This window comes from Paenibacillus sp. J22P51 (assembly GCF_059692215.1).
Genome location: NZ_JCAUAZ010000013.1, coordinates 47,739 through 66,821, shown reverse-complemented (window position 1 = coordinate 66,821; position 19,083 = coordinate 47,739). Strand labels below are relative to the sequence as shown.

The following is a 19,083-nucleotide window of genomic DNA, read 5'->3' as shown; positions in this document are numbered from 1 at the left end:
GGTCATTGGTTGTGTGAATCGCCTCGAGTAGTCGGTTATCGGATTCGATGTCTTCGATATGATGTGAATTCAATGTAAGATGAATTCGGTCAACTTTAGTGTCCACTGCCTCTAGTCTAGTGTCCATGGCTTCTAGTTTTGTGTCGACGGTTTCTAGTCTTGTGTCGATGCTTTTTAGTCTTGTGTCTATGGCTTCTAGCTGAAACATCATTTTTTTAAGTAATTCTTCCATGTGTTTCACCTCACTTTTTAATGCTTTTATGTCAGGGTGTGACAAGCACCTACTGCTAATTATACAGGGTAATTACCATACTGTGAACGATAACTTAAATTCACTTATGTTTACTCATAGGTACTCGCTGGGGAGCCTGGCTCTCGTCCATTTGCTTGGACTCCATGCCTGCTTGGCCCACGCTCATCAGCCTATTTATGGGAAAGATAGGCATTGGTACACTCTCTGGACTAGGGTTAGACGTATACTATCTCAAACTAACAGAGGAGTTGACCCATTTAATGGCTTACCAACAACAACCGAGTACAAGTACAGGAAAACAATTTCAGTGTCCACCTGCTGACCCGATAATGACAGATCCAGAAAGAGTTGTCAGAGACTTTTATCATCCTCAAAAGGTGCAAGTGATCCATCCGATTCAAATTGTGAATCGTCATCACTGTGTACCGGTATATGAGCATGTGTACACGTGCAGCGAAACTGATGAGTATTGCGGAACTCACCCGCATCCACATCAAGGTATGCTAAGAAAGTAACACAGATAAGCACTTTCCGCGAAGAATCATTCATTGATTCAGCGGGAGGTGTTTTTTTGTAGGGAGAATTGATTATATAATGGAGGAAGTTGATTGTGTGACGGGGGATAGGAAAAAACATGCAAGAGTTAGACATAGACTGGTCGTTGTGGATAGAACGGATTCGTCCTAAATTTGATAAAGTGATCATCGCGAGAGGTTGGGCCTATTTCAATGAAGGTGCGGTAAGGGATATTCAAGTGGAAGGCACCTCGATCATAAAAGCTAGTGTGGACGGAAGCCAAAGGTACAAGGTTACCTTGGATCTCAAGAGCTTCACAAGGAGTGGGTGCACATGTCCGTACGGCTACTATTGCAATCATATGGCTGCTGTGCTTTTTGAAGTGGCGAAGCAAGAAGGCTATGATCCAGAGGAGTTCCGGTTAGCTAAGATGAAGATGGCGCAGTTAGATCAGAATATTCCACAGAAATCTAAGCCTACGACTAGGATGCCAGAGCCGACAGATAGCTGTGAGATGTGGCGGGCTTATTTTAATAAACAATATGGTAATGCGAAGATTTATAATGCGTTTAGCCTTGAGGAAGTGTGCCTCCGCGCATGGAGAGAGCTCAATAAGCTGGCAGACACATGGGAACCGACCATTCGATGCGTATATGACATCCAGGTAGCGCTATATGTGATACATCTGTGCGATGCGATGGCGGGATCGAAGGCAATCACTTATGATTTTTATCAAAATACGAATTATTATGTCAAACGTGTCTTGAAGCATGCTCGCGAGCAGTTGGAGGCAACGCTTTACGTACTTGATGTCGACAGGGCGTACAAGCAGTATAGTGGACATTTAAAGGAGTTAGCAACTTTTCTGGCTGACATCTGTGAGAAGGGCTCGGACTTGTACCTCTACGATTGGCTCGATCTATATAAGCTTTTATGGACACAGTTATTTCGAGATAAGGACATGATGGAGTTCGAAACGACGAGGCTTAGGCAGCTGCTTGCAGATCCACAAGCGACTCAACAGGCACACCAAGTCGCAACGCTCGGTTCCATACATTTGGATATTAGCCGAAGTGAGGACGAAAATGCCTGGGAGCGGGCGGAGATGGGTGCGATCGAGATTGAGCCTGATTATTGGTTTGAATATCTGGACGGATTTGTTTTTGACAGTCAGTGGGATCGTTTATTGATATGGTTGCGGTGGTTAAAACCGAAGATGGCGTGGAAAGATCGCGTATTTGCGAGTGAATTTTTGAATTTCTGGCGTTTGGCAGCGGAACATCGAGATGTAGAGAAGGAGCAAAGGGAAGTAATGATTTCGCTATTACCGGCGAGTTACGATCACTATGCGAAGTTTCTAATCACGAAGGGGGAGTATCAAACCTGGGCTGATCTCTGTCTGCTCTTGGATCTTACGACGGTAGATATCAACTCATCGCATCTAAAACTCGTCGAGAAAGCCAATGTTCGATATCTTCTACCGATCTATCATCATGCAATAGAAGCATTTATTCAGGGGAAAAATCGTGCCGATTACATTCAAGCCATTAAGCTGTTGAAGAAATTAGCGGCTGCTTATAAAAAGCTGAAGCTAACACCTCGTTTTGAAGTGTACTTGGGGCAAATCGTTAAGCAGTACGCTCGATATCGCGCCTTTAATGAGGAATTACGGAAAGGAAACTTGATTCCATGATGACCTTGTCACCGATTTATATGAGAATGCAGAGGCTGCCCTCGGGGAGCTTTGCTCTATATGGAGAAACGGAGCAGGCGAACGAGGTTCCGGGTTATATGCTGCGTAAGCTGCTTTTTGCTTGGCATGAGCGCTCGTTCTATGGGACGCAATTGGAAGTGACTCGGATTTCGTATGGAGACGCGATTGTGCTTTCTCCTGCTATGGCTTTGGATTATATGCGCGCCCCAGGTGTGCTGCTTCATAGCCGATTATCTTGGGAAGAGGGAATTGTCGAGCTGCAAAAAGGAGCAGTCATTCTGGGGGAGGCACTCGAAGCTGGTTGGTATGTGCCTTCCTATGAACTTTGGCGCGAAGGGAGAGATGGTTGGAAGCTGCGACTGCCTGAGGGGCAGAGGCAGAGATTTACGGAGCTTAACTCCGTGGCGTTTCAGGAAAGCTTTTGGCAGAGCTGGTTCAGTCATATTGTTGAAGAGCTGCTGGTGACGGATCCAGATTTCGGATTAGCTCGTATGTGGAATGGTTTGCTTCAGGTGAATAGACTTCTGCGAGTTAACGAGCCGGGGTTCGAGGCGTTGCTGAAGGAGTCGTCTTGGATGCAGGAAGAGGACTGGCTCTGTGCGATTGGATGGGCGCAGGACGATGCACCGTATCGGATTTGTGTCCAGCTCGTTGAACCCTATGCGGAGACGTATGTCGACGGGACGACGACGGCCAAGGATAACGCAGCGGATTGGCGTCTGCGTTTCATTGCACAGGATCGCCTCGATGCGAACCGATTCGTTGAGTTTAGCTCCACGGGCAATTTACTGACAGGGCTGGTGCCTGCTGCTTGGCAGGACGACATTGCAGATAAGGTTCATGAGCAAACGAAGCGTGTTTTGCGGATGCTGCCAGAGCTGGAAAGTGCGTATCAACCAGGCAAAATCATCGAGCAATTGTCGGATGACGAGGCGTGGACATTTCTTACCGAATCGAGTCTGAAGCTTGTGGCGGCGGGTATTTCTGTCTTTTTGCCATCGTGGTGGGAAGAAATTCAGAAGATGAATCGTCCTCAGTTGAAGGCGAAGATCAAAAGCTCCGTTGGTTCTACGCGAAAAGCCATGTTTGGGATGGATCAGATTGTGCAGTTCGACTGGCGAGTGGCTCTGGGTGGCGTTGATTTGTCTGAGGAAGAATTTGGGCAAATGGCATTGGAAAAAAAGCGCTTGATCTATATCCGTGGCAAATGGGTACAATTGGATCCTGCGCATTTGGAACAAATTCGCGATACGATGCGGCGGGTCGAGAGGAAGAAAGGACTTTCCTTCCGGGATGTGCTGGAAATGCATCTGCTAGAAGGCGCAGAAGAGGAAGTACTAGCGGCGGACGGCAATGATCAGGGCAAGTCAGTGGAGGTTAAACTTGAGCTCAATAGTCATCTGCGTGGTTTGATGAAACAATTGAGTCAGACGAAGTCTATTCCACTTGTGGAGAAGATTGATGGCTTGCACGCTGAGCTCAGGCCATATCAGGTGCAGGGGGTGTCGTGGCTCCTTTTCCTGCGAAGCATGGGGCTGGGTGGATGTCTGGCGGATGACATGGGGCTTGGGAAGACGATTCAGTTTATTGCTTATTTGTTGAGGGTGAAGGAGTTATTAAAATCAAAGTCAAAATTAAAACCGTCATTGCTCATATGTCCGACCTCTGTGCTGGGTAACTGGCAGAAGGAGCTGGCGCGGTTCGCTCCGACGCTGCAGATTCAACTTCATTATGGTGCTCAGCGAGCAAAAGGGGAAGCTTTCGAAGCTTCGCTTGGCGATGCTGATTTGGTGATTACCTCCTACAATCTAGCACAGTTGGATGAGGAGGAGCTGTCTAGCGTTACGTGGGACACGCTATGCTTGGATGAGGCACAAAATATCAAGAATGCTTATACAAAGCAGTCGCAGGCAATACGCAAGCTAGAAGCAGGGCAGCGAATTGCCTTGACAGGAACGCCAATAGAGAATCGATTGACCGAGTTGTGGTCGATTTTTGATTTCGTGAACCCAGGGTATCTGGGGACGTTGACTCATTTTAACCGACAGTATGTAGGCCCGATTGAAAAAAATGGGGATGGTGCGAAGGAACTGACGACTCGTATTCAGCGTATAATTCGTCCGTTCCTGCTGAGACGATTGAAGAAGGATCCAGCGATTCAGCTGGACTTGCCGGAGAAGTACGAGGGGAAGGCGTATGTGCGTCTGACCCTTGAGCAGGGGGCGTTGTATGAGAATGTTGTGCAAAGCTTGATGGAGAAGATTGAGGGCTCGAGTGGGCTTGGAGGAAGTTTGAACGGTATAGAGAAGAAAGGCTTGATCCTTACAGCGTTGATGAAGCTGAAGCAGATTTGTGATCATCCGGGGTTGTTTTTGAAGGAGATCGGTGTAAAAGAAGGGCGCGGCATGTCCCCCGCCGCGGAGATGAGAGCACGCTCAGCGAAGCTGGAGCGGCTGGTTGAAATGATAGACGAACTCAGGAGCGAAGGAGGCAGCTGCCTCATCTTCACCCAGTTCGTCGAGATGGGCCACCTGCTGCAGGCTACGCTTGCGCGGGCGATGGGAGAACCCGTGCAGTTCTTGCACGGGGGGGTAAGTGCAGCGAAGCGCGATGCGATGATCGCGCGCTTCCAGGATGCAACGATCCCCGCGGAGGAACGTTGCCACATCTTCATCCTCTCGCTGAAAGCAGGAGGAACGGGGTTGAACCTCACAGCGGCGAATCATGTGTTCCACTATGACCGCTGGTGGAATCCAGCCGTGGAGAATCAGGCCACGGATCGCGCTTTCCGCATTGGGCAGACACGCGACGTGCAGGTGCACAAGTTTGTCACGCTCGGCACGCTCGAAGAGCGGATCGACGAGATGATCGAGCGTAAGCAGGGGCTTAGTGACCAAATCGTCGGCACCGGCGAGAACTGGGTCACTGAGATGTCGACAAGCGAGCTGCGCGAGCTTTTTGCCTTGCGGCGGGAATGGATTGAGAAATAGGGAGAGACACACAATCGATATGAAAAAAGGTGCCACATCGCTGTGGCACCCTTTTCTATTTTGCTGGGAAAACAAATGAAACAATGGCATCAATATTTTGCTTTTCAGTCGGATCCTTAGCAAGTAGTTTACTCATCAGTACCTGATCAGGAGTGCCTTGCTTCTGCAACATAGCCAGATACCAACGTATCAATTCACGGTTCACTTGATCATCCATATTTTCAGTGATATGCGGTTGAATCAGTGCCGCCGCACCTTTGTAATCACTACGCATATAGCTGATTTTCCCAATATTCAAAGCCATGTTCGGCGTGACTGCAAATTCACGACCTTGCATTTGTTCTTTTGGCAGGCTTTTCAAAGTATCAATGCGAGCAAGAACATCTTTATAGATGGCAAGAGCACTGTCTAATCGAGTGTTGAATTCTTGTGTGTTGCCATTGTCATTAGCTTTATTCGCAAGTTCAATATTCAGCGAGATACTCTTCTCATACATATCCATATACCAAGGGTAGTTAGGAATTTGAGAGTTGGACCACTCGAGCGCATCCTGTTGCTTCCCTTTGAGAAGGAGCATGTTGAGCTGCTGCATGGCAACGACACGGTTATGTGGCTCTTTTTTCAAAAGCTGACTCATGAGATCCTGTGCTTGGTTGAAAAATGGCTCACTCTTCTTAGGATCATTCGGGTTTTCCTTTTGCGTTTGATTATAAACACTAAGGAGAATTCCAATTCGACTGACCTGTCCCGACAACAAGTAATCTGGATGAGCAGGATGCAGAGAAATCGCCTTGTCGAGCGGTGCCACGATCTGATTGTAGTCTTTGCTCGTTTTTATAACTTCAATTGCTTGCTTATAGGAACTGTTGCCTGAAAGCAATTGAGCTGAAATAAAGAACATCACAAGAGATAGGACTGCGATACTTGCAGGGAAAAGTTTGTGGATCATAGCTGATTTCGACTTCAGCTGCAGCTCACCTGAGGAGCTGTTGCTCAGCATACCGCCAAGAGCGAGGAATAGGATCGCGCCTAAGTACACATAGCTCAAATCAAAGTCGATCATACTGTGGACCAAAAGGGAAATCATGATAATGAAAAATAGGAAGTGCAGGTCTCGCTTCTCTTGAGAGCTTCGGATATAGCTCCGAATATAGATCCAGCTAACGGCAATAACAAAACCTATAAAAGCTAGGAAGCCCAAAGCGCCAGCTTCAACCAAATATTGAAGCGCAAAGTTATGTGCCTGACGACTTGTGTAGGGGTTATTTTGATACTTCTCGTAAAGGGAAGCCCATGCTCCGCCACCGGCACCAATGATTGGATAGTCTGACCAGAGCTTAACAGCATCTTTATAAAACGTACCACGCTCCAAAACACTGTGCTGCTGGAAGTTAATATTTTCAACACGCGTTTTCACGTTCTCAGGAAGAATATTCTTAAATCCAGTGTCACTCAAGATGAGTGTGGCACCAACCACTCCAATGAGAACCGCAGCGATCGGGAGTATAAAGGTAGCATATTTCTTGGCATCAAAACGTGCAGTTATGCGTTCCAACCATGGCTCACCAAAGCGTTGAATAGCGACGGACAGTCCAGCGAAAACTAAAGAAGCTAGTAGTAGAATCCACCATCCATGCCAAGATTCTGAGGCGCTAGGTTGTTTCTGTAGTCCAATGCCAATATCCGTTACTTTTTGCAAAATAATAAGTGAAGTACCAAATGCTAGTCCTAGTTGAACAAGCGCTAAGATCTGTCGACTCATTTTGAAGAAGAACATCATGATGAGGAATACGACAGGGATTACGACAATAGCACCACGAGATAACGTCAACCAGAATGAAACAATTGTTGGAATAAGTAGGAATGCATTGGTGAGAACGACGTACCATTTCCGTGATTTAATAATGAAGAATAAGGAGCTTAACGTTATTGTAATTAAAAAGGCAGCATACGTATTCGCATATTGGAACACCGAGGTTAACCGCAGACCATTGGAGTCAGTCATGATGGCATCGCGGTATACATTTGTATCCGTTCCATCCATAAGAGCAAACCACCCGACAAGGTGACCGGCGAAAGTTTTGTTACCTAACCAGTACAAAAGACCGAATAACACAACGAAATATCCCGAAATCATGAATAAACGCGCAACAATCGACACGCCGAGCTTGTTTTTTGTCAAAAATACACCTAAAATGAAGAATGTCGCATACAGCATTTGGATGTAAACCATATTTGTTGCCAAATAGTGTGAGGCAGAATTCGACAAAGATATGACATAAGTAAGCGGCATAATGAAGACGAGAATTGTGATGAGATCTTTCTTTTCCTTAAGTTGAAACACAAAAAACGCTAAGATTGCAACAAGCAACAAAATGATGGAGGACCACACCGACGCAGAGTAAATACTTCTCTCAAACTCAGATGTACCGCCATTAAACAGCGCCCTTTGAAAAGGTGCCCAGAACATAAATAAGCCGGTAAACACGGCTAATACCCAAAAGATGACAGAGCTTTTATCCGTCGTTATCGTTCCATTCGATTTTGCACGCGAAGCCGCGTAGGCATTCTTACTTGCACTCATTCCAGATAGTCTCCTTCTTCGCTAAAGTTCGACTTTATTTTAGCATACTGGAAGAGAGTTTCCAAATGAATGTTTAAGGTTAGGAAAGGAATGTAGTTGACTAAATTTTGTATTCACAATACTTTTTGTTCTTCTGTTTTATTATATGATTAAGAGTTTTGATTTCAGTATCTCTAAAATTCTATACAAGAATGAGTATCTGATGACTTCTATTGTTGATTTTAAAAGGCTTTGAATTTGAAAATTATAGAAAGTTATATCCATGAGGAAAAACTTTGATTACTCCAAAGTCTAAAATAAAGATTACGAGAGCAGTCAATTTGCTATGGGTCTATAGATATTTGATTGAAGAAGCTCGGATATCAAATTGCCTAAAAGTGAAAGGTAGATTTGGGGTACATATATGCCAGGTTAAGAGGAATTAAATAAGGCTAATGTTTGGGGTGTGTTCTTTCATTGTATGGAATAACACTATTTCTAGAACATATTACAGAAGCCGCATAACTACTCTAAAGTCGTTGTGAACTTAATAAAGGTGAAGATGAAAAACTATATGGTGACAATATTAATGGCAGCCTATAATGGGGAAAAATATTTAGCAGCGCAAATAGAGTCAATTTTAAGCCAGACAGTAGCAAATTGGACATTGATAATTCAAGACGATTGCTCCACGGATTCCACTGCAAAGATTTCTCGAACTTATGTGGATAAATTTCCAAATAAAATTCAATTTTTTCAACGAAGAGAACCTTCAGGATCTGCAAAGAAAAATTTTGCAAGTATGTTATCATTAGTTAAAACGGAATATTGTATGACTTGCGATCATGATGATGTGTGGTTACCTAATAAAATTGAATTGACGGTAAATAAGTTTCGTCAATTGGAAAGTGTATATGGAAAACAAATTCCATTATTAGTTCATACGGATCTAAAAGTTGTAAATGAGAAATTAGAGTTAATTGCAGATTCTATGATAGCTCGCCAGCGATTGGATAGCAACCGTAATCAATTTAATCATTTGTTGATTCAAAATAATGTTACTGGTTGTACAATGATGGTAAATCAAACATTGCTAAAAATGCTTAACAAAATTCCTGATGAGGCAGTTATGCATGATTGGTGGATAGCGCTTGTAGCAGTTGCATTTGGCCAAATCGGTTTTGTAGGCGAGCCAACGATTCTGTACCGTCAACATGACAAAAATGAAGTAGGTTTCAAGGATGTTAAAAGCTTTAAATATAATGTAAAACGCTTTTTTAATAAGCGTGAATCATTAGATTCATTGGAAAATTTATATAAACAAGCAAGAGCCTTTTTGGACTTATACGGGGACTATTTGGATGAGGAAAATTTAAGAAGATTAAAAGTATTTATTAGTATCCCTCAGTATAGAAAACTGACCAAAATAAAAGTATTAAATCAATATGATTTTTGGAAGACGGGCTTCAATCGTAAATTAGGTCAAATATTATTTATTTAAACTCTTATTTAAACTCAAAATCGCATAAATGGCACTTCTTGAAATGGGGAATAGATAAATAACATTTGATTTTCTAAACTACGAATGGATTGTAACGAACCTTCTTTGGGAGGGGAAGACATCTTACGTGTCTATTATCACCGTTGCGGGATTGATTACTACGTCAAGGAAGCCAAGAACGGATTTGTACTGGATGCGATCACAAATGACTACGGTTACTCGAATCCGGCAGAAAGCCAATTGGGTATCCCGGATGAGACGTGTCTTCGAGATGATCCAGGCGGTACTGGTCACCCATGCGCGGTAGTGGACCCTTCGATTGTGGATGGCTACGCCAAATAGGGGGTGTGGATCAAACATGCTGCAAAAATCCCGGCAGATCAAATGAGCGAATCAAGTACTGGAAAGGCTAGCAAGCTCCTTTATTGAGAAGGGAGATTATATAATATTTAAGTAAATCCGGAAAACGAATCGAGTTAAAATAAATAAGTAGGGTTACCCAAAGTTCGAAATCTAGGTTTAATAAATCTAGTGGTTCCGGCTAGTTCGGGTTAGGACTGAGTTACTATGGTCAGTTGCACTAGATGTATAAGCTTAGTACAATGAAATCTGATTAACTATGCTAACTGACCGCTGAGGACATGATATGCGTTATACCTTGGATCCTGTTCCAAAATTTATAACGAATAAGTGTGATGCCATCTGCCAAATTCGATGATGGTATTAAGCAGACCAACCGGTGGTATTGGGATAGTAAGAGTTGATAGGAGAATATCATCAGCGATGAGTATAAAACTACTATATCAAGATGTATGGCAACCGTTGAAATAATAGTTGCAAATAAGGGGAACGCTGGAAAATTTTGCGGGCGATTCCCGATGTGTAGGAAGAAGATAAGTGGAAATTCTGGTTTCTAAGCTTTAGTAGTGACAAGCTTATCGTTAGTTTATTGTGTACGTCTCATGGGCTTTTGGCAAAAATAAAACAACTTCATCAAAACAGTGCTGCTCATCGGTCAGGAGCGCGAAGGGATCATTACGATATGCGACCGGATTGGTTACTGACCTATGCTACTGACTTGATCCTATTTTTCAGTGATATGATTGTAACGGATAAGCATGGGGTATATCAATTCACCAGCGGGGGCTATTGCTCCTTATTCAGTGGGCTTGGGCTTTCAGAAATTGTTACACTGGCAAAGTGCCTTACGAAGACTCTTGGCGGAGGTTCCATTCATGAACATGATCAACCGATTTTATAATTTCATTTTAAATGTATTTAAAGCTTTTTTCAACACAAACAAGAGCAATGCGGCTTTTCGTAAAGCTTACGCGATATTCAAGGAATTCGGATGGAAGGGTTTTGTACAGGCAATTAAAAATAAAGCAGCTAAACGCCAGCTTTTAGATGGAATTGTCGTATCAGACGGGGGGGGGATGGAAGAGTTTCCCTACACTGGAGCTGTGTTCATTGCAGGGGACAACACTGGACGCAAGCTCTTCAGGCGGCAGCAGGAGGAGTACTCAGAGGCGGTCACTGGACAAATAATTGAGTCACTAAAAATAAACGTGGGCTTCAGCATTATACTGCTTCTGGAGTATACGGATCTACACTTGCTGATGCGGACATTAAAATCCGTTCAGTCGCAATTCTATGGTCGCTGGGAGTTCTGGGTTGTCGATATGGGATCCAAGGACAGGCGAGCAGTGAACTTCTTTGTCAGAGAAGCAGAAAAAGACGGTCGAATTCATCTATTGGAGTCAGACGGGCAGAAAATGGGGAAAGCAGAGGCATATAACCAGGCACTGAGTAAAGCATCCGGTGAGTATGTAATTTTTATGCACTCGGGTGATCAACTGACACAAGACGCTCTGTATTGGGCAGCGAAAAATTTGGATTGCAGTGAGAATGTCGACTTACTCTTCTCGGATGAATGCTATGTCGGCGAGAGTGATAATAATTTCCGTTTCTTTTTCAAACCAGCTTGGTCTCCGCTGCTGATGATTAGTTCTTCCTTTCCGGGGAACTTTTCTGCGTTTAGGATGGCAACATTGCAGGAATGCGGTGGTTTCGACAAAGAATTTGACAATTGCACGATCTATGAATTGACATTGAGACTTACCGAGTGCGGAGGGGAAATGCGACATGTGGAACGGATTTTATATTCTACATACGCGTTTGAAAAGAAAGCAGTTGCGCGTCAACGGGAGATGACTAGCCGGGCAAAAGCATTGTCCCAACACATGAAGCGTATGAATTATCCAACTTCCGTCTACGAGCGTGACGGACATAATTTTATATCCAAATGGCGAAGTCAATCTCCGCTTGTCACTTTAATTATTGCATCAGACGATAAGACTGCAGTGTTAAGCCGTCTGCCACAGATACTACGGGATACTGCGTACCCTAACTTTGAAATCGTTATTGTGGCAAATTCGGAATTATTAGAAGAAATTGAAGAAGTAATGACTGGCCTAGGAGAGCGGCTGATTCTTTGCCCTTATAATGGCCCTCTTAATTATTCGAAAAAATACAACATTGGTGCAGCAGCGGCCAATGGAGAGTATTTTGTTTTTCTACGCGACAATATGTATATGGCACAGCGTGATTGGCTGAACCAGATTTTGAATATTTTAGATTTTCCAGCGATAGGAGCAGTTTCCCCGGCCGTGATCGACGCGGAAGGTAAAGCGGTTTACATGGGAGGAAGGATTGGTCAGCATGGCGGTGAGTTGTGTGAGAGTATCTTCTCGGGACAATCATTTTATATCAATGACGACCGTGCGCTGACACCTCACATGAGCAGAGAAGTCAGTGTGCTGAGCAAATACTGTTTTTCAGTGCGAAAAGATGTTTTTTTTCAAGTGGGTGGATTAAATGAAAAAGATACTCCAAATCTATACTTCGAATTAGATTTTAGTTTCCGAATTCAAAATAAGAACCTACACTGCGCTTTTGTATCGACAAGTGTACTTTATCGTGAAAAAAGAACTAACGTGGAAAATTATCGACCGCGAGATAGGGCGTATCTGTACATGATAAAGGAGTGGCATGCCGCTCTGAAAAGGGATAGCTTGTTTTCGGATAGCATGCTGCAATACAGTACAGACTGCGATAACTTGCCGAACCGCCTGCTCCTTCCTAAAGACCTGCAAAAGGGTGAAAAAGGAAACATCTTACTTGTCAGTCATGAGTTGTCCAGGACTGGCTCCCCGCAGGTTGTTTTTGAGGCGGCGAAAGTCTTGAAAGCTCAGGGTTATTTCCCGGTTGTAGCCTCTCCGGAGGATGGACCTCTGTCGAGAGATATCCTGGCGGAGGAGATTCCAGTTATTATTGATCAGGATCTGTCAAAGTACAGAGCTTATCGCCCGAATGTGGTACCGAAGTCCATATCACCGGGTATTGACAGCTTGTTGAGAAGTTTTGATCTGGTACTTGTGGCCTCAATTGTAAGCCATAACTTTATCAACTGTTATAATGGTTCGGATATTCCGTTCTTGTGGTGGATTCATGACGGTGGGACTGGATATGATTTTCTGAAAAACTATCTTCCCAAACATTTGAAGAGCAACATTTCTGTCTATTGCGGCGGCAGATATGCACAGGAAATGTTGGAGAAGTGTCGGTCACAATATTCTACAAAAGTGCTTTTGTATGGAGTAAAAGACTGGGCTAATTTAAATGAAATACCCGTTCGACGGGAAAAGATATTGTTTCTGTTTCCAGCAACTTTTGAGACAAGAAAGAATCAGATGTTACTTCTTGAAGCAATCAGCATGTTACCGCCTGCTCTTGCGGAATTGGCGGATTTCTTACTGATAGGCAAACCTGGTGATGAGTTGTACTATCGCAGTGTAGAGAACAAAGCTAAAAAGCTAGCCAATGTAAGGATTTCCGGTCCGGTTCCATATGACAAGTTGATGGATATTTACAGGGAGACTGCCTGTGTGGTTGTCCCATCTATCGACGATCCCATGCCGGTTGTCTTAACGGAGGCTATGATGATGTCAAAGATCGTCCTATGCTCTGATATGACAGGAACCGCACGCTATATTGAAGACAGTGTAAACGGATTTGTATTTAGTTCCAAAAGCGCTCCGCAGTTGGAAAAGAAGCTGGAATACATTATCAGTAACTTTGATACGATGAGTGATTTGCGCAAGGCGGGTAGGAAGACTTACGACCAGTATTTTTCTCAGGAAATATTCACCGAAAATCTGATTAGTGTTGTTGAAAAGAATATAATTCGTTTCACGGAGGATAATAAATGAAAAAATATGTAGTTTTAGGCGGTAGTGGTTTTATTGGGAGAAAGTTGGTCAGCAAGCTGAGCAGAGATAATCATGTGCTAGTAGCGGATCGCTCTTTTAGTCCGGAATTTGAGGGGAATAAGAACATTTCTTATGTGAAATTCAACTTTACAGAAGAAGAGAGCTTTGCCCCACTTTTGTATGAGACCGATACGATCATTCACTTGATTAGCACACTGTTTGCGAAGGATGGTACGGAAAACCTTGCGTCCGAGGTATCGGCCAATGTTCTTTCCACAATTCGCCTATTGGAAGATATGGTAGGTATGAATACAAGTCTTCTATTCATATCTTCGGGGGGAACAGTGTATGGTGAAGGAGGAGAATTTTCGGCTTTAGAAAATGACGCAAAACAAGCTTTTTGCGGCTACGCTCTTATCAAGACGATGATCGAAAATACCTTGGAGTTGTACAAATATCAGCATGGACTTCGTTATCAGACCGTGCGGTTAAGCAATCCGTATGGATTTATGAGCAATAGCGGTCGGATGCAGGGGTTGATTCCAATCATGGTAGATCGGATTTTGCACGGAGAACCAATTACAATATGGGGAGACGGTGGAAACATTCGGGATTATATATTCATTGATGATGTGGTAGATGCTATTGAGGCAGTTTTGAATTACGAAGGGGTGGAAAATGTATTCAATGTTGGCAATGGAATTGGTTATTCCATCCATGAGATCATTGACCTAGTGATGGAAAAGCTAAAGCCAGAAAGGCCGCCAGTGATTCAATACTCTTCATCTCGCAAGTGTGACCTGAGAAAAAATGTGCTTAATATTGAAAAGGTTTCAAAGTGCACGGGCTGGAACCCGAAAACTGGAATTGAAGAGGGGATTGAGCTGGTGATTCGTGATTTTAAAACTAGAATGCACTCTTCAATCTCAGTTTTAGAGTAGGTTATTATGGAACATAATTTACAGTTCTTGAACCGAGAAACAGTGGACAAATACAAGGAAATGATGGATCATGACTTCCTATGGCCAGGATGGGAGCCGTCTGTTGAAGTGATTGACAATGGCATAATCGTTCCAGTGGAAGCATTTTATGATGAGGTTGGCAACTATAAATATCGTGGTGGCGTGTTAGACGCCGAAGGAAGATTCGTAAAGTCTTCAGGGTTATATAAAGGATTGGACTATGGAAAAGAATATCTTTCCATGGCGGAATGTCCCGATGTCAGTCTGGATAATTGCGAGTATATTGACGAGGAAGTGGTCTATTATGGTTTCTTTATCTACCATTGGGGTCATTTTTTGTTAGAGTCGACAAATCGGCTGTGGTATTACTTGGGAGAGAACTGCAAAGCCCGTGGGACCCGACTTGTTGGTGTTTTTCTCAATAAAAAGCCGGATGGGAACTTTCTACTCTTTCATGATTTACTTGGAATTGGACAGGATGATCTTGTTTTTCTGAACCGCCCGACCAGGTTTAAGCGTGTAATTATCCCTAAAGCCTCCTCCTTGCTGGGGAACAGTACAAAGAGTTGTTACTATTCCAAAGAGTTTTTAATTCCATTTGATGCAATCCAGAATTCTGTTCAAGCGAGTCCATCCAGAAAGATCTATCTAACCCGAACTACTCTGCATGCAGGTAATACCATTGGTGAAGGAGATATAGAGGATAATTTTCGCAGAAACGGATTCGACATTGTAGCGCCTGAAAACGAAACGCTACCGACACTTGTGTCGTTGCTGAAGGAAGCCGAAGTTGTTGCTGGGCTAAGCGGCTCCAATTCTCATAATCTGTTGTTTGCAGGTTCTAGATCTAAAGCGGTCATCCTCAACCGAATGCAGGACACAAACTATACGCAGGAATTGGTGCATCAGGCCAGAAATATTCAGGCTGTTTATATTGATGTTTATTCAACCTTTATGCCGGTTACCCATGGTAATGGCCCTTTTATGGTAACAGTGAATGAACATTTATTCAATTATCAAGTCTTTGCGGGAATGCTCCCATACAACTATTCGTCGTACCTTTCGTCTGATAGGATAGTAAATTTTCTACAAGAGTGGGGAAAGGTATATCACAACAATCCATCCGCCGCAACTGTGTTAGAATTATACTATAATGAGATAAAGGACATTATTGAGCAAAATTATTCATTCTTTTTGAAAAATGAACAGGGGATTCAACAACAAATAACGGAAAAAAAATTCCGCCAATTGCTTTGGTTTCATAGATTTGGCTTGAAAAAAATATATGAAATGGTTAATACTGACAAAAGCAGACTGTCCGATTTGAATGTCATCAGATACTCTTTTTATTTCAATGAACGATGGTATCGGAAAAAATATATGACCAGTGTAAAAGGTGTCGAACCTGCTGAACACTATCTATATGTCGGCTTCAAAGATGGCAACGATCCATCACCGCGGTTTTCTACAAGCGGTTATTTTAGCTTGTATTCTGATATTCGCGAAGGTGGGATCAACCCTCTGTGGCATTATGAGAAGCATGGAAAATTTGAAGGCCGTCAGGTTGTCCAGGGTGTTAAAAGTATCTTATAAAGGGATGGATGTAAGTGGCAATCTTAATGCGAGTAACCTTATTTATCAGCGCGATGTCGGTTATACGCTTATTGATCAAGAATGGGAAGACCCCAGACAAATTCCGACAGATTATGCTATATTGAACTCTATAGGATATTTATACTCAACTTGCCCTACTGTGAGCAGCTTATACTCGTTAACGAATCTCCTGGAATATTTTGGGTTATTACAAGAAACAGCATCTGAATTGGAGAAAATCTCAGATATTTTTTTCAAAGGAGAGCATCCTATGCTGGACGAGGAAAAATGTATGATATTCGATCAACTCAGTCATTATGATATTGTTCACAACTCCTGAATTAGTTGGGAGACAAATTATGCTGCACTATCTGCACATGCAAAACAAGTGGAAGATGAATTACATCATCTAAACGTGCAAGCTGGATTTCTGAGCGAGCACTACAACCGGGTTGTTGCACAAATCAGCCAACTGGAGAAGCAGCTTGAAGAACGAAATCAACAAGTGACAGATTTGAGTGCAAATTACAATCGGGTTGTTAAGCTGTTTCATGATTTAGAGCAGAGCAATAACTGAGTATTTTTTTTCATAATAATGGAGGAAAAGTATGTTTAATAGATTGAAGGAAATTAATCAATATCGAGGAACCATTATTGGCCTTGTCAAAAGAGATTTAAGAGGTCGCTATAAGGGATCTGTTCTGGGTTTTTTCTGGAATCTGATTGTTCCGTTATGCCAAATACTGGTTTACATCTTGGTGTTTTCCCAGGTAATGCGGCATGATGTTCCAAATTATTATTTGTTCTTGGTCGTGGCGATGATGCCTTGGATTACTTTCACTGATTGTATGCAGCAAGGAACGGTTAGTATTGTTGGACAGTCGAGTCTCGTTAGTAAGATCTACTTTCCTAATGAGATTCTTCCTCTATCAACAGTAATCGCTCGATTTATTAATCTATTGCTGACATTTATCATTGTATTTGCTCTGATTTTTATCGGTGGACTTGGAGTCAATCCGGAGGCATTGTTGTATCTTCCTATCGTGATTTTGATCGAATTTATTATGGCGTTAGGAATAACAATTATTTTGTCGGCGATTACAGTTTACTTTCGTGATGTGCAGTATATTGTGCAGATGCTTCTTATGGCTGGCGTATGGGTAACACCGGTTTTGTATGAGCCAGATATGGTGAAAGGTTTTTTGGCATCTATAATGGCCATTAATCCACTTTCCCCAATTATTATGGCATTTCGGCAGATTCTTTACTATAAGGAGTGCCCAGATATGTCAAGCCTATCGATGGCCGCTGGTTTTGCAGTATTCCAGTTGATAATTGCGTTGATTGTTTTCCGGAAGCTTGAGTCTGGTTTTGCGGAAGAGATATAATCCCAGGAGGCTAACGATGTCTGAAGATGTAGTAATTGAAGTTAAAAATGTCAAAAAGTCTTTCAAGATATTTGCAGATAAGAGCCAAACGCTGAAAGGACTCCTATCCAATATAAATCGGGCTAAGTTTGAGCGAAGAGAGGTCATAAAAGGGATCAGTTTTCAAGTTAAAAAGGGTGAGGTTATTGGTCTTATAGGAAAGAACGGCTGTGGGAAGAGTACCACTTTAAAAATGCTCTCCAAGCTCTTGAAACCCAACGAAGGGGAAATAAGAATTAAAGGAAGAGTTTCCAGTCTGATCGAACTAGGTGCGGGATTTCATCCGGACATGACTGGCCGAGAGAATATTTATGTGAACGCCTCTATTTTTGGTTATTCCAAGAAGGAAATCGACGCGAAGATTGATGAAATTATACAATTTTCCGAGCTAGAGGATTTTATTGATTCACCTGTAAGAACGTACTCCTCAGGCATGTATATGCGTCTTGCTTTTTCCGTAGCAATAAATGTTGACCCCGAAGTTCTACTGATTGACGAAATTTTGGGCGTGGGAGATGCCGCCTTCCAAACAAAGTGCTTTAACCGTATCATAGCCTTGAAGGACAGTGGGATGACAATCGTGATTGTATCTCATACAACCAGCCAAGTAGAGCAGTTGTGCAACAGGGCGATCTGGTTTGAGAACGGTTTTATTAAAGAAGAGGGCCCGTCGCGAGTTGTCTGTTCACACTATTTGGAGGCGATGGAAAACCAACGGATTCAAAGGGCGGAAATGGAATATCAGATGCAAATCAAAAGTGAAATCGATGTAGAGCAAGCGAAGAAAGCTAATCGTGACCTGACCTGTCGTGATATTGCTCCGCAGTACGATCCTGACTCCCGTAGAAGCGGAAACGGCGAAGTGGAGATTACAAATGTCGTTTTAGTGGATGAGGGGGGAAATGCCAAGCAGGTTTTTGACAAAGGTGAGCCGTTTACTATCAATATGTCCTATACAAGTGTCAACAACGGAACGCCGATCAGTGTCACTGTCGGTTTGGTCAGGGATGATGGTGTACCGTGCTATGAGGTGTCCACGGAAAGTGACACAAGAATGAAATTTCAAGCATTGAATGAGGGGCATATTCAGTTTCGTTTTTTGAATAACAATCTGTTGAACGGAAAGTATTTTCTGAACGTGTATATCTATGGAAACAGCGGTGCTGAGTATGATATTATCAGAAGAATTATTGCCATATCTATCAAGGGAAAAGAGACGAATGAATCGGGTATTCTTAGCATGCAACACGTATGGGATGTCGACGGAATGATTATACAGAAGTAGTGGGGAAC

The 19,083-nt window shown here is 43.0% G+C and carries 14 protein-coding genes; 13 read left to right on the top strand and 1 reads right to left on the bottom strand.

What is annotated here, in order from left to right; translation table 11 throughout:
- Positions 1 to 513 precede the first annotated feature (513 nt).
- The 3 genes from AC58QC_RS23245 to AC58QC_RS23235 all read left to right on the top strand — a co-directional run bounded on the left by AC58QC_RS23245 (position 514) and on the right by AC58QC_RS23235 (position 5,473).
- Complete coding sequence (locus AC58QC_RS23245; protein WP_497271785.1) at positions 514 to 768, top strand: hypothetical protein; 255 nt, start codon at positions 514 to 516, stop codon at positions 766 to 768.
- A gap of 119 nt (positions 769 to 887) precedes the next feature.
- Positions 888 to 2,462: an SWIM zinc finger family protein gene (locus tag AC58QC_RS23240; RefSeq protein ID WP_497417428.1), complete on the top strand. Its 1,575-nt coding sequence runs from the start codon at positions 888 to 890 to the stop codon at positions 2,460 to 2,462.
- Positions 2,459 to 5,473, top strand: coding sequence for a DEAD/DEAH box helicase (locus AC58QC_RS23235; protein ID WP_497417427.1), 3,015 nt, complete (start codon positions 2,459 to 2,461; stop codon positions 5,471 to 5,473). The genes AC58QC_RS23240 and AC58QC_RS23235 overlap by 4 nt, the downstream gene beginning before the upstream one ends.
- A gap of 55 nt (positions 5,474 to 5,528) precedes the next feature.
- Here the strand turns inward: AC58QC_RS23235 and AC58QC_RS23230 are convergent, their stop codons facing one another.
- Complete coding sequence (locus AC58QC_RS23230) at positions 5,529 to 8,057, bottom strand: O-antigen ligase family protein (protein WP_497417426.1); 2,529 nt, start codon at positions 8,055 to 8,057, stop codon at positions 5,529 to 5,531.
- A 568-nt stretch (positions 8,058 to 8,625) separates the two neighbouring features.
- Here AC58QC_RS23230 and AC58QC_RS23225 point away from each other — a divergent pair.
- The 10 genes from AC58QC_RS23225 (at position 8,626) to AC58QC_RS23180 (ending at position 19,075) form a co-directional block, all read left to right on the top strand.
- On the top strand, positions 8,626 to 9,537 hold the full coding sequence (locus AC58QC_RS23225; protein ID WP_497417425.1) for a glycosyltransferase family 2 protein: 912 nt from the start codon (positions 8,626 to 8,628) through the stop codon (positions 9,535 to 9,537).
- A 105-nt stretch (positions 9,538 to 9,642) separates the two neighbouring features.
- A complete protein-coding gene (locus tag AC58QC_RS23220; RefSeq protein WP_497417424.1) occupies positions 9,643 to 9,879 on the top strand; it encodes a hypothetical protein in 237 nt (78 codons plus the stop codon).
- A gap of 700 nt (positions 9,880 to 10,579) precedes the next feature.
- A complete protein-coding gene (locus tag AC58QC_RS23215) occupies positions 10,580 to 10,798 on the top strand; it encodes a hypothetical protein (RefSeq protein WP_497417423.1) in 219 nt (72 codons plus the stop codon).
- Positions 10,773 to 13,808 (top strand): glycosyltransferase, encoded by a 3,036-nt coding sequence (locus tag AC58QC_RS23210; protein ID WP_497417422.1) that lies wholly within the window; start codon positions 10,773 to 10,775, stop codon positions 13,806 to 13,808. Before AC58QC_RS23215 ends, AC58QC_RS23210 begins: the two co-directional genes overlap by 26 nt.
- Positions 13,805 to 14,749, top strand: coding sequence for an NAD-dependent epimerase/dehydratase family protein (locus AC58QC_RS23205; protein WP_497417421.1), 945 nt, complete (start codon positions 13,805 to 13,807; stop codon positions 14,747 to 14,749). Before AC58QC_RS23210 ends, AC58QC_RS23205 begins: the two co-directional genes overlap by 4 nt.
- Positions 14,750 to 14,755: 6 nt before the next feature.
- Complete coding sequence (locus AC58QC_RS23200; RefSeq protein WP_497417420.1) at positions 14,756 to 16,363, top strand: glycosyltransferase 61 family protein; 1,608 nt, start codon at positions 14,756 to 14,758, stop codon at positions 16,361 to 16,363.
- Complete coding sequence (locus AC58QC_RS23195; protein ID WP_497417419.1) at positions 16,344 to 16,703, top strand: hypothetical protein; 360 nt, start codon at positions 16,344 to 16,346, stop codon at positions 16,701 to 16,703. Before AC58QC_RS23200 ends, AC58QC_RS23195 begins: the two co-directional genes overlap by 20 nt.
- A gap of 48 nt (positions 16,704 to 16,751) precedes the next feature.
- Positions 16,752 to 16,940, top strand: coding sequence for a hypothetical protein (locus AC58QC_RS23190; RefSeq protein WP_497417418.1), 189 nt, complete (start codon positions 16,752 to 16,754; stop codon positions 16,938 to 16,940).
- A gap of 31 nt (positions 16,941 to 16,971) precedes the next feature.
- Positions 16,972 to 17,751 carry an ABC transporter permease gene (locus AC58QC_RS23185; protein ID WP_497417417.1) on the top strand — a complete coding sequence of 260 codons (780 nt, stop codon included), beginning with the start codon at positions 16,972 to 16,974 and terminating at the stop codon, positions 17,749 to 17,751.
- Between the two features lie 16 nt (positions 17,752 to 17,767).
- A complete protein-coding gene (locus tag AC58QC_RS23180) occupies positions 17,768 to 19,075 on the top strand; it encodes an ABC transporter ATP-binding protein (protein WP_497417416.1) in 1,308 nt (435 codons plus the stop codon).
- The last annotated feature ends 8 nt before the right edge of the window (positions 19,076 to 19,083 follow it).